Source organism: Cytophagaceae bacterium ABcell3 (assembly GCA_030913385.1).
In the GTDB taxonomy this organism is placed as follows: domain Bacteria; phylum Bacteroidota; class Bacteroidia; order Cytophagales; family Cytophagaceae; genus ABcell3.
In genome coordinates, this window is record CP133159.1 from 223,159 (window position 1) to 235,631 (window position 12,473).

General features: G+C 38.3%; 14 protein-coding genes and 1 pseudogene. 11 read left to right on the plus strand and 4 right to left on the minus strand.

Features of this window, described 5'->3' with window-relative positions; all coding sequences use genetic code 11:
• The first annotated feature begins 246 nt into the window (after nt 1–246).
• The 7 genes and pseudogenes from RCC89_01060 (at nt 247) to RCC89_01090 (ending at nt 5,005) form a co-directional block, all read left to right on the plus strand.
• Nucleotides 247–501 carry a carboxypeptidase-like regulatory domain-containing protein gene (locus RCC89_01060; GenBank protein ID WMJ71765.1) on the plus strand — a complete coding sequence of 85 codons (255 nt, stop codon included), beginning with the start codon at nt 247–249 and terminating at the stop codon, nt 499–501.
• Between the two features lie 17 nt (nt 502–518).
• Nucleotides 519–1,133 (plus strand): MotA/TolQ/ExbB proton channel family protein, encoded by a 615-nt coding sequence (locus tag RCC89_01065; GenBank protein WMJ71766.1) that lies wholly within the window; start codon nt 519–521, stop codon nt 1,131–1,133.
• Between the two features lie 124 nt (nt 1,134–1,257).
• Complete coding sequence (locus RCC89_01070; protein ID WMJ71767.1) at nt 1,258–1,854, plus strand: biopolymer transporter ExbD; 597 nt, start codon at nt 1,258–1,260, stop codon at nt 1,852–1,854.
• Between the two features lie 37 nt (nt 1,855–1,891).
• Entirely contained in the window at nt 1,892–2,395 is a 504-nt protein-coding gene (locus tag RCC89_01075) for a biopolymer transporter ExbD (GenBank protein WMJ71768.1), read from the plus strand.
• A 186-nt stretch (nt 2,396–2,581) separates the two neighbouring features.
• Nucleotides 2,582–3,187: an energy transducer TonB gene (locus RCC89_01080; GenBank protein WMJ71769.1), complete on the plus strand. Its 606-nt coding sequence runs from the start codon at nt 2,582–2,584 to the stop codon at nt 3,185–3,187.
• 492 nt (nt 3,188–3,679) lie between these two features.
• Nucleotides 3,680–4,293, plus strand: a pseudogene (locus RCC89_01085) (response regulator transcription factor).
• A gap of 64 nt (nt 4,294–4,357) precedes the next feature.
• The gene (locus RCC89_01090; GenBank protein WMJ71770.1) at nt 4,358–5,005 is read left to right on the plus strand and encodes a DUF2652 domain-containing protein; all 648 of its coding nucleotides are present in this window, start codon (nt 4,358–4,360) and stop codon (nt 5,003–5,005) included.
• Nucleotides 5,006–5,110: 105 nt separating this feature from the next.
• On the opposite strand, the gene RCC89_01095 is transcribed toward RCC89_01090, so the two are convergent.
• Together RCC89_01095 and RCC89_01100 are read right to left on the minus strand one after the other, a co-directional pair.
• Nucleotides 5,111–6,325, minus strand: a complete 1,215-nt coding sequence (locus RCC89_01095) for a DUF5706 domain-containing protein (GenBank protein ID WMJ71771.1) — start codon at nt 6,323–6,325, stop codon at nt 5,111–5,113.
• 91 nt (nt 6,326–6,416) lie between these two features.
• Complete coding sequence (locus RCC89_01100) at nt 6,417–8,342, minus strand: hypothetical protein (GenBank protein WMJ71772.1); 1,926 nt, start codon at nt 8,340–8,342, stop codon at nt 6,417–6,419.
• A 175-nt stretch (nt 8,343–8,517) separates the two neighbouring features.
• Between RCC89_01100 and RCC89_01105 the strand changes: the two genes are divergently transcribed.
• Nucleotides 8,518–9,216 (plus strand): metallophosphoesterase, encoded by a 699-nt coding sequence (locus RCC89_01105; protein ID WMJ71773.1) that lies wholly within the window; start codon nt 8,518–8,520, stop codon nt 9,214–9,216.
• Here the strand turns inward: RCC89_01105 and RCC89_01110 are convergent.
• Together RCC89_01110 and RCC89_01115 are read right to left on the minus strand one after the other, a co-directional pair.
• Nucleotides 9,213–10,193 (minus strand): mannose-6-phosphate isomerase, encoded by a 981-nt coding sequence (locus RCC89_01110; GenBank protein ID WMJ71774.1) that lies wholly within the window; start codon nt 10,191–10,193, stop codon nt 9,213–9,215. The two genes, RCC89_01105 and RCC89_01110, sit on opposite strands and share 4 nt — an antisense overlap.
• Nucleotides 10,194–10,205: 12 nt before the next feature.
• Nucleotides 10,206–10,553, minus strand: coding sequence for a YraN family protein (locus tag RCC89_01115; protein ID WMJ71775.1), 348 nt, complete (start codon nt 10,551–10,553; stop codon nt 10,206–10,208).
• 54 nt (nt 10,554–10,607) lie between these two features.
• On the opposite strand from RCC89_01115, the gene lipB reads away from it, so the two are divergent.
• The 3 genes from lipB to RCC89_01130 are packed head-to-tail and all read left to right on the plus strand — an operon-like array spanning nt 10,608 to nt 12,468.
• Nucleotides 10,608–11,333, plus strand: a complete 726-nt coding sequence (gene lipB / locus RCC89_01120) for a lipoyl(octanoyl) transferase LipB (protein ID WMJ71776.1) — start codon at nt 10,608–10,610, stop codon at nt 11,331–11,333.
• Nucleotides 11,330–11,734: a hypothetical protein gene (locus RCC89_01125; GenBank protein ID WMJ71777.1), complete on the plus strand. Its 405-nt coding sequence runs from the start codon at nt 11,330–11,332 to the stop codon at nt 11,732–11,734. The genes lipB and RCC89_01125 overlap by 4 nt, the downstream gene beginning before the upstream one ends.
• A gap of 11 nt (nt 11,735–11,745) precedes the next feature.
• Nucleotides 11,746–12,468 (plus strand): 3'-5' exonuclease, encoded by a 723-nt coding sequence (locus RCC89_01130; GenBank protein WMJ71778.1) that lies wholly within the window; start codon nt 11,746–11,748, stop codon nt 12,466–12,468.
• The last annotated feature ends 5 nt before the right edge of the window (nt 12,469–12,473 follow it).

Below are 12,473 nucleotides of genomic sequence, written 5' to 3' on the forward strand. Positions count from 1 at the left end.
TATTCATTCTAAGTGAGCTATGACAAAAGACTAAACTATTGCAACCGTAGGTGCTAAGTTATTATTATATTCCTTTTCTCCCTCTTTGGTAACCACTCTTTTAAAAAAACTGCTTTATACTGAACCGCTAAATAATATGACCATACTTAAAGAACCAGTTATTTAACAATCAATTAACATTGGAATAATCACCCGTTAATATAAGCGAAATAGCTTTGCCACAGGATTAACTAAATTAATATTTCTGTGAAAAATCATTACACTGTATTCCTTAAACGAGCAGGAATACTTTTAGCTTTCTTGATGGGAACCCACTTATCTTATGCTCAAACAGGCATGCTTAAAGGAATCGTAACAGATAAAGAAACCGGAGAGCCTTTAATCGATGTCAATGTCTCTATACCCAAATTAAATAAAGGAACACTAACAGAGCTTGGTGGAGATTACATTCTACAAGGGATTCCCGCCGGAAAACATACACCTTTTACTTTCTGGTTTTAGGCCATTCTTCAAATTTTGTGGACGGCAACCCAGACAACCATCCAGTAGAAGGAAACTGGCTAGGTATAATATATAAAGGAGGTCTGATCGTTCCTATATTGATGTCCTTTTTTGTTATGGTTTTAACCTTTTCTTTAGAAAGGTATTTAAGCATAGGAAAGGCATTCGGTAAAGGAAGCCTAGATAATTTTTTGAGAGATATAAAAACAAGGTTATCTTTAAACAATATTCCTTCTGCCATAGACAGATGTCTGGCTCAAAAAGGATCTGTTGGTAATGTTGTTTATTCAGTTTTGAATAAATATCAGATACTTTTGAACGATAAAAAACTAAATAAGGACCAAAAAGTGTTAGCAATTCAGAAAGAAATGGAAGAAGCAATAGCGTTAGAGCTTCCTATGCTAGAAAAAAACCTAACAGTAATTGCTACTTTAGCTTCCATTGCAACATTAGTTGGTCTACTTGGAACAGTTGTCGGTATGATCAAAGCATTTGCGGCACTTGCCACAGCGGGATCTCCAGATGCTGTAGCGCTTGCAAACGGTATATCCGAGGCGCTTATCAATACAGCGTTAGGTATCTCTGGCTCAGCATTTGCTATTATATCTTACAACTATTTACGAGTAAAATAGACACGCTGACCTATAGCATTGACGAAATAGGCTTCAGCATTGTACAGAATTTCCAGGCAAACGCACCTGAAGATTCTGACATAAAAGAAAAAGTTGGTCAATCAATACTTTAAAACTAGTTAAAATGCCAAAAGTAAAAGTCCCAAGGAAAAGCATATCAATGGACATGACAGCTATGTGCGACGTAGCTTTCCTTCTACTTACCTTTTTTATGCTAACTACCAAATTTAAGCCACAAGAAGCTGTAGCTGTTGACATTCCATCGTCCGTTTCAGAGATCAAACTACCTGACACTGACATTATGACCATTGCCGTGGACAAAGATGGCGGTGTTTACTTTGGGATAGATGGCCAAAAGCCAAGGGCTGAAATGTTGGAAAAAATGGCTAAAAAGTATAACATCCAATTTTCGGAAGACGAAATTAGGGAGTTTGCATTGATGCCTTCCTTCGGGACACCGGTTTCGTCATTAAAACAAGTACTTCATGAAAGAGGAGACGCAAGGGACAAGTTGCAAGAAGGCATACCGGTAGACTCTATGGTCAACGAACTCAAAGACTGGGTATACCATGCACGACTCGTAAACCCTAAAATAAAAATTGCCATCAAAGGTGACAAAGACTCTGACTATGACATGGTAGCAAGGGTAATTGCCACACTACAGGAACAGAACATCAATAAGTTCAACCTGATCACTACCATGGAGGCAAAACCTGAATAGTTTTAAAACTTTGACAATACTTAAACCTTAAAAAAATATGGCTGAAGTAAACACCGGTGAAGGGGGAGGGAAAAAAAGGAACAAATCAAAAACCAAAAAGATGTCAACCAAGGTGGACATGACTCCAATGGTTGACCTGGCCTTTCTCCTGATTACTTTTTTTATGTTAACGACTACATTTAACAAGCCTCAAACGATGGAGGTTAACATGCCAGACAAAACCGAAGACAATAAAACTATGGACTTAAAAGAGTCGAAAGCTCTGACCATAATACTCGGTGAAGACAACAAACTCTATTGGTATGTGGGACTTCAAGACCCTAAGGTAGAAGTCAGTGATTATTCCAGCAAAGGGATAAGAAAACTTCTTCAAACCAAGAAAAGCGAAGTACCTGACATGGTAGTTGTCATCAAGGCAATGGAGAAGTCGAGATATAAAAATATGGTGGATATACTTGATGAGATGCATATCAGTGAGATCAAAAGATATGCGATTACAGATATTACACCTGTAGACTTAGAACTTTTAGAAAAAATTTAAAAATGAGTGCGCTTGTAAATAATGCGTTCGATGAAATAGTATTTGAACACAGAAATAAGCTTTTTGGAGCTTATTTCTTGCGAAAAGCCGCTACATTCTTTCTGCAATGGCAGTGTCTTTTAACATATTTGGCCTGCTTGTTTCTATTCCGGTTATTATGAACCAGTTTCAGCAGAAGCAAAGGTAGTGGAAAAAGTAAATATGGTAGAGGTAAGACTAGAAGACATACCTCCTCCCGTGGAGTCCTCTACTCCACCACCGCCACCTAAAATAGAAGTACCCAAACTTGCAACTGTAAAGTTTCTACCGCCTGAAGTAAAACCGGACGAAGAAGTGATAGAGGACTTACCGCCGACTGTTGAGGAGTTGGCTGAGTCGAATGCTGGCGCAGTAACTCAAGAAGGAGAGCTTACACTGGACGAGATTATCGTTGTAGATGATTACATTGAAGAAATTGTAGAAGAAGAGCCTGAAGAAATATACACTTGGGTAGCTGAAATGCCTGAGTTCAAAGGCGGAGATGAAGCCCTAATGCGCTTTTTGGGCGATAGGATTAAATACCCTAAAGTAGCTATAAAAAACAATGTTGAAGGTGACGTCTGGATAGAGTTTATAGTAAACAAAGACGGAAGCCTATCTGACTTTAAAGTACTTAGAAATTTAGGGCATGGCTGTGACGAAGAAGCATTAAGAGTGGCTCAGCAGATGCCTGCCTGGAAACCAGCTTATCAAAATGGAAAGCCGGTTATGCTAAAAAAGAAAATGCGTATATCTTTTAAGTTCCAAAACTAAAAGATTTACACACCCCAATACTAATAAACTGTCTTCACATCTTGTAGTTTCTGTTGGATCTTAATATCCATCAGATTAAAACCGATTGAGCGCCAAGGGGCATCATGAGTGGAAAAAGGCAAGCTGTTTTAATTAGGGCCTGCTGAAAAAGTCACAAGTGTGCAAGATACGCATGGCCTTACATGAAGACGTATTGGAATACTTCGAATGTAAGGCTATAAAGTAGATTGTGCGCTTGTGGCTAGTCCAAAAAAATATTAGGTTAAAAGCTTCTCACTTTAATGTACACGGAAAAATAAGAAATAACCGAAAAAACCTTGCACCCATACCTCCTAATTCTTATACAAATATCAACAGATCAATGTTTTGGGCGTTTTTCAGCGCGCCCTAATTAAACCTTGCTTGAACCTATTCAGCAATGCAGGTGAAAGGGTTTCTTGTGTCTAACAACAATAAGGCCACTTGCACTTTTTCGGATTAAACTATATAAAGATGAACAAAAATTTTAAGGTCCTCATTGTAGATGATGAACCTGATATTCTGGAATTATTAAAATACAATCTAGAAAAACTTGACCTGCAAGTTTCTACAGCTTCTAACGGACTAGAAGCTGTAGAAATATGCAAAAAGATTCAACCTCAATTGGTCTTAATGGACATTATGATGCCTATTATGGACGGGGTAGAAGCTTGCCGTCAAATAAGGGAACTACCGTTTCAGAACAACGTCTTTATTATATTTCTTACCGCAAGAGGCGAAGAATATTCAGAAATAGCAGCTTTTGAAGCAGGTGGCAATGACTACATTATTAAACCTGTAAAACCTAGAGCATTAACCAGTCGTATCTCCGCACTCCTCAGCAGAGAAAGGCCTGCGACAAAAAAAGATATTATTCAAATCAGCAACCTTACCATTGATAGAGAGTCCTACACTGTACTGAAAGGAAAAGAGAAAATCACGCTTGCCAAAAAAGGGTTTGGGGAACAGATGTATGTGTTGTATCCAGAACGGTTGATGTACATATCAGGAAAATAAGGGAAAAACTAGGCAGTGCTTATATCAACACAGTGAAAGGAATAGGCTATAAATTTGAACATAATGAATAAAACACTTCTAACATTTGACATACAACGCATGTTATCTTTATAAGTAAAAGTAAATGATTTTTGTATGGTGCGCACGGGTTCGGTAGAGGAAATAAACAAAGCAGAGAATGCACTGATATTTATTCCAGATATTAGCGGTTTTACAGGTCTGATGAACAACACTCGCCTCAGCGAAAGCAGAAAGATTATCCACGATTTGATGGAGGTAATCATAGACTCAGTAACACTGAACTTAAAAATCGGGGACATTGAAGGAGACGCTGTTTTGTTTTACCACACTGGTCCGGCACCATCGGTCAAAGACATTACTTGCCAAGCACAAAAAACCTTTTACGACTTCATAAACGTCCTAAAGGAAAAAGAAAAAAACCCCAACTTCCCTCCTGGTGCAAGAAACTTAACATTGAAGTTTATAGTGCATTACGGAGAAATTATCACCACAAGTATAAAAGGAATTATCAAACTCATGGGTAGCGATGTAGTTCTTGCCCACCGTATTTTAAAAAACAATATTAAAAGCCGAGAATATATCCTACTGACTGAACAGTATCTGGAAACACAAGAGGAAAAAGAGCTCAAAGATGCCTTTTTATTTTCTGAGCTGAGAAACGGAAGGAAAAAATATGACCACCTAGGTTATATCAACTACAAGTATTGCACCCTGACTCCTATGAGAAAAAGCCTCGACAAAAAATTTACTACTTGTTATTAACCTGAAATATGCAATAGAACTTTCTGTTAATTTCAAATCAGTCGCTTAACTCACGTTTATTCTAAAAATCCCACCCTACCCCACTGATAACCAGTCCACATATTCTTAATAAACTACCCGACGAATAGCTATAACTACATAAATTGCGATAAGTACAGTAATAATTAGGCCAACCATAAAAGACATATAAGAAACTCCTAACATCCGATACTTCTTCTTCAGGACCTTTCCTAAATAATATAGGTCTTTGATCATGTTACCATAAAGCTTGTCCTCGTTCTTCATCAAGTCCAGCATTTCGGTTTCAAACTCAGCAAGCTTAACTTTAGTAAAATTGCCAAAAAAAAGGATACTGGTATGCGCCTTGTTCAGCTCATCAAGAGACTCAAGATTGGTGGTAACTTTTGGCTTAGCAGAAAGAATAGCAAAGATAATAGCCGCCAGGCTGGTCAACAAAAGACTAATGATAGGAAAAATAACCTTTTGGTCTTCACTAAAGCTGGCACCAAAAAATGAAAACTTTGCACCCACGATAGTTAAGGTAATAGAGATGATGAGCGAATTGATACTGATCATCATATTGGCCTTATTGTCAGCAATAGAGCTAAGGTTAATGTGGTTACGATAGACGCTCCTAAACATAGTTTCTATCCCCCTCTTTGGCTGGGCTTTAATTTTCTCCCGTACCTCTTGCTCCTTATCCTGCTTTTTTTCTTGCTTTTGTAATTTCTGACGCTGCTCCTGTATGTTATAAGAGAGTTGTTTCCCAAAAAGCTCATGGGCATACTGGGTATGAAAATGTGCAGAAAGCAAAAACTCTAGTTGGTTATGTTCCCATTCAACATCACTACAGTGCAGCACATCCAACTTTTCCCATTCCGCCCTTAACAGTTCCGATTTAGTGAAAAAGCTTTTCTGACCAATATTGATCAAATCTGCATCCAATAAAATTTGGCTGATCAGGTCTTGCGGTCGCTTTTTGCGTGCAGTATACATAATGGTGCGAACCACCATTCGGATCTTTTCTTCAGGATAGCCTTTCCCCCTCAACCAGTGTTCTGCTATAGAAGCGCTTTTGTCTTCATGATTTTTGAACCCTTGCGTGTAACCAGTATCATGAAACCAAGCTGCCAGAAACAATATTTCCTCCTCATCTTCCGAGAGTTCATAACCTTCCGAAAGTTTTCTGCAAGCTTCTACCGTCTCAAAGGTATGTTGGTAATTATGGTATACATATTCAGGCGATAGCTGATTTTTAAATAGCTCAAAAACATATTCATTTACCTCTTCAAAAAAACTTCCTCTAGGATTGCTATCCATCTAATCTCCAAAAAAATTTATATTAACATTGCACACTTGAATAACCATTTAACAGCCATTCTGTTTGCACTTTCAGTTATCAGCAAATAGTTCAGTCAAGAAGCTCTTGCACAGCTTTGGGGACAGGCTTTCCTTTTTCATCATAAATAGCCGCCGCTTTTTCTGCATCTGCTTGTATTTTTTCCTTATCTCCATGCATCTTTGCCCTTACAAACCAAGCATCAGGGTCATCAGGTATTATGTCAAGGTATGTATCAATAATGTCAAAAGCTTGCTTACGTCGATATTGCGCCAAACGAATTTCTGCAAGCTCCACCATAAGGCTATATTTTGACGCATCTTCTTTAATGCACCTCATCAAGTACATGGCACAGCTATCCAAGCCCCCTTCATTACACCAAGATGCAGCAGTATACTCATAGTACTCTGATTTAAGATCTTCATTATAAGTAAACATTTTGAAATAGTCTGCACGGGATTTTTCGTATTCATGAAGCTGATTATATAGTGAGGCCCTTTTTTCGTACCACAGGGCATTCTTGGGCTCTGCTTTGATCGCTTTATTAAAATATTCCAAGGCAGCCATATGCTCACCATTTTCCATTTTACCCTCAGCTTTTTTCGCCAGCTTGTCACCCTCAGACTCCGCATACTCCTGACGGTACAGCTTCCATTCTTGGGAGCTATGCAACTCTTCCAGTTTAGGGTCATGTTCAATATCCTGCCATAGTTTCTTATAAGGAGATTGCTGAAAGGCCTCCAGTTGCTCTAATGCTTTAGCCGAAAAGCCCAGTACCCCATAAGCCTTGACTAAATCATAAGATGCCCTGGTGTCATTGATCTCTTTATCCAATAAAAAATCATTAACGGCTTTATTATAATCGCCCATCTTTAGGTAGGCGCGCCCTCTAAGCAGAAAAACCTTGTCTGCCCGCTTGGTTTTTCCTATACAAGAAGACAAGTAACTTACTGCCTTGGAGTAGTCTTGGTCATAATAGTAATAAGCCCCCCTTTTATACTGTTTCAAGGCCTCTTCAGACACTATTTCAGATGCTATAAACTCTTTGGCTTCACCAAGCCCCCCTGCTTCTTGAGACCATAATTTAATGGAGCTGCCATTTTCTATAACAGCAAAATATTTACCATCATGGGAGGCCATATATTTACCAACATCTTTTACATGATCGTACTCTATAACTTCCCTTGTCTTTAAGTGGTATTTGTACAAACTCCCTTGCTTGCTATAAATTAAAAAGTTACCATCTGCAGAAAAATGTAAATAAGGATCGTCAATAGGGCGCTTTAATCTTGCGACAACATTACCAGTATGCAAGTCAAAAATCTCATTGGTACCTGCTACTATTAACAAAGAATCATTAGGGTGTAAAGCCCAGTTTGCCACCTTTTTGTTAAAGTGAAAAGTCCGGCTCTGATGATTCTTCAAACCTAAAACCTTTATAATATTTGAGCTGTCACTCATTAAAAGAAAATCACATTCGGAGGAAACTTGAGCATTTACCAAGTTAGTATCGAGCACGACATCTTCTGCCCGATCAAAAAGGTTAATTATACCATAGTTATTGTCCTCTAAGGTCATAAGGCCAAAATTCACTTTTACCCCATTTGAAGACACCGTTTCTTCTGCCAACAATACCTTGTCTTGCCCACTGGTGAAACCCAACACCTTATAATTGCGCACTTTCTTTAACAATTCTCCTGAGCCAACATCCCATAAGAAAAAATGTCCTGCACCATCACCGGCCAACAAATAATTGCCATTTTTATTGATAAAAAGGGAACGAACTTCAAAAGGGTGTTTAAAACTATTGATCATATGACCAGTAAATGTATTCCACACCCTGGCAACTTTATCTTCCCCGCCAGACACCAATATTTTACTATTTTCACTAAAAGCAATAACATTGATTTCTTGGTCGTGTGCCTTCCTTTCTTGACCATAAACCAAAGAAGCGCACGTAAAAAAAGTGTAAATCAACAGAAAGCCAAACCGCACCATCTTCCCGATAAGTTATTTTATTTAAAACCAGATGACTTTGTAATTTGTTTATGTAGGAAGGAATACAATTCAGGGTAAATCTTAAGTCAACCAGCAATTATCTAGGCAGCTGTTTCTTAAGACGCTTTTGGCGATAAATCCTATTGTATAACTCAGGATTTAAACTTTAGTGAATATGGCAAGGTATGCGATCAGTGACATTCATGGATGCAGCAAAAGCTTTAATGCTGTACTAGGTGATTTAAAATTAGAAAAAGGAGATGAGCTTTTTCTCTTGGGAGACTATGTAGGCAAAGGCCCTGACAGCAAAGGTGTTTTAGACATGATCCTTGATTTGCAAAACAACAGCTCCTTAAAAATAAGTGCATTGAGAGGAAACCATGAACAAAAATTGCTCGACGCATACGAGTCCAGACAAGAAGCGGAACAATATCTGCAAGATCCTGACAACACCATTACCTTAGAAAGTTTTGGAGTAAAAACGCCAGCAGAAACCCCTCAAAAATGCATTGAGTGGCTAAAAAACTTGGGGTATTACTGTGAAACCAATGAACACATATTGGTACATGCCGGTTTAAATTTCGATGCAGATGAACCACTTTCAGATCATCATTCTATGCTTTATATCAAAAACTTTAATGTTGACCCAGCGCGGATTAATAACAAATGCCTGATTCATGGGCACAACCCTCAGGATATTATGATCATTCACCAACAAATGTTTGGGCAATGTAACCGCATCAATATTGACGGAGGATGTGTCTATTACAAAAACCCCGAACTAGGCCACCTTATAGCCATTGACATTGACACCAAACAACTCTTTGCCCAACCAAACATAGATTCTCCTTATAATATAGCTATTAAACATTAACTTATATACACTTCCAACATCTTCACTTTATCCTTAGGCACTAATTTTGCCCGATCACATTCGGCTGGCAAGAGAACCGTATCTCCTTTTTGAAAATCAAACGTCCCATTCGAAGTAGCTAACTCTACCTTGCCATCTAGGATGATATAAATAACAAAAGAGTCTAACTTGCTATAGTCCCTATCCTGTTCATGTGCTGCCTCCAGCAAGTTGGTTGTAAAATAAGGGCATTCTACAATGTTGACAGGTCTGTCTAGCTCAGCTTCATAATGCGACTTATATTGGTCATAAACCTTAAAATCAAGCGCATCTACAGCGTCTTCAACATGGAGCTCTCGGGTGTTTCCATTGCTATCTTTCCTGCCAAAATCATAGACTCGGTAGGTAACATCAGAGGTCTGTTGAATTTCTGCCAGACAAATCCCTTTGCCAATATAGTGAATGCGACCAGCAGGAAGAAAAAACACATCACCCTCTTTAACCTCCTCATAATTCAGGATTTCTTCCAGCGTGTTATTATTGACATGCTCCATAAAAGTCTTTCTATCGACTTGCTTACTAAAGCCGGTATTTAAACGGGCACCTTCATCTGCTTGTAAAATATACCACATTTCTGTTTTACCCAAAGAGCCGTGCTTTTGACGGGCTAAGTTATCATCAGGATGAACCTGAATAGACAAATCTTCACTGGCATCCAAAAACTTGATCAATAAAGGAAATTCTGTACCAAAGCGCTTGTATACTTTGTTACCTACAAGCCTTTCCTGATGCTCCTCAATTAACTGTGCAAGCGACTTTCCCTTAAATGGCCCCTCCTTGACTATAGATATATTTCCTTCTACACCAGATATCTCCCAAGATTCCCCACAATTAGGCAAGTTTCCACAATCTTTGTCAAAGAAAGATTTAAGCTTGTTGCCTCCCCAAATCTTTTCCTTAAAAATAGGAGAAAAAAGTAACGGATAAAGTTCGCTCATAAAATTCCAATTTTAAAAAACATCCTGAAAATGCGCTATATTGTTATTGCCATCTATAGCGATAATGTCAAAACGGATATCCCCATTCCAGTCCCTATTGAAGATAAACTCCTCGGCTGTAGTTTGCAGTAGCTCCATTTTCTTACTGTTAACAGCTTCTTCGGGAAACCCAAACCTGACACTTTTTCTATATTTAACCTCAACAAACACCAACAAGTTATCTTTTTGCACAATCAAATCAATTTCTCCTCGTCTATACCGGTAGTTTCTGGAGACTATCTGGTATCCTTTTTCAGAAAAGAACATAGCTGCCATATTTTCGGCGTTTTTGCCGACAATTATATGTCTGGCTGATTCCATTTTATTTTAATAACTTTGTTAAAGGTGCATAAAAGTGTTTAAAAATAAACCTAAATGGCTTTTAAAAACAAAAAAACAATCTACCGAAACCTTGGGCTAATAGACTATAAAAAAGCTTGGGACTATCAGACCGAAATATTTAACAATATTATTGAAAAAAAAATAAAAAACCGGAAAGTTTCCGAGGAAGAAAGAGCTGAAACAGAAAACTATCTACTATTTTGCCAACATCCGCATGTTTATACTTTAGGGAAAAGTGGCAAATCAGAGCATTTGCTCATAACACCAGAATTTTTAAAAGCCAAAAATGCCACTTATTACCATATAAACCGGGGCGGAGATATCACCTACCATGGCCCAGGACAAATAGTAGGCTACCCGATCCTGGACCTCGACAACTTTTTTACAGACATTCATAAATACCTGCGCCTAATGGAGGAGGCCGTTATCTTAACCTTAGCAGAATATGGAGTAAGCTCCGGCAGAGTAGAAGGCCTAACGGGTGTATGGATAGATGGCGAGAACCCTGCAAAAGCACGTAAAATATGCGCAATGGGCGTAAAATCGAGCCGCTGGGTTACCATGCACGGGTTTGCATTCAATGTATACCCCGACCTCGAGTATTTCAACTACATCGTCCCCTGTGGAATATCAGATAAAAAAGTAACTTCACTGGCACAAGAAATAAACAGGATTCCCGATATTAAAGAAACAGAAGATATTTTACTAGATAAGTTTACTCAGTTATTTGAAATGGAAATAGTTAAAGAAGTACAATGAAGAAAGATATCTCCTTTGCCCCAGTAGATAAAGTATATGTAGCCATTGTCCCAGAAAAAACAGAACTGGACGAGACCATCTGGAATGCTTGGCTTATAAACACCAATGATGTCAAACTTACCAATGTATTCGTTACCTCCAAAGGCTATAGTACAGAAGGCAATCAAAAACAAGAAACAAGCGTATTGCGCCAACACTTCCCGGAGCTGGAACCAAACCAACACGTCCAAATAGAGTTAGTAAACCCAGCAGTTTTTCGCCTCGCAAACGAATATTGGGTAAGCTACTACATTGGACAACAAATTTTTGACAAGAAGTTTATTTTCATGCCTGAAACCATTATAGAAGATAACCTTATTTTTATTCCCCAGCTAAACCAAAAAGGCATATTGCATAGCTGATTTTTAGTCCAATGAACCGTAAAAACATCAAAAATATCTTATTTCTAGATATTGAAACAGTTAGTTGTGTGCCGTCGTATAAACAACTGAATGAGCGCCTACGTCCTTTATGGGATAAAAAAGCGGGTTTTATTGCTAAAAATGAAGAAACTCCAGAACAGTTATTCCAAGAAAAAGCTGCTATTTATGCAGAGTTTGGGAAAGTGGTATCTATAGGAGTAGGCTTCTTTTTTTATGATCAAAACAAGCAATTGTCGCTTAAGGTTAAAGGTCTAAGCAGCCACAACGAACAAGACTTGCTCCAAGAGTTTAGCTCTTTACTGACAAAAAGATTTAACAGCAAGAATCTAATTTTATGTGCACACAATGGAAAAGAGTTTGACTTTCCTTACTTGTGCAGAAGAATGGTGGTAAATAATATCAAAATACCCGAGCCACTCGATATTTCGGGCAAAAAACCTTGGGAAGTGTGCCACCTGGACACATTGGAGATGTGGAAATTTGGAGACAAAAAAAATTATACATCACTAGAGCTACTTGCAGCGTTATTTAATATTCCAGGCAGTAAAAACGAAATGGACGGGAGCATGGTCGGGAAACATTATTATGGAACCAACGATTTGAGCGCCATTACCAGATACTGCTGCAAGGATGTTGCTGTTACCGCTCAACTGTATTTACGGTTTAAAGGTTGGCCTACAATGCCCGAAACCCAAATTATATATATAGAATAAAACAG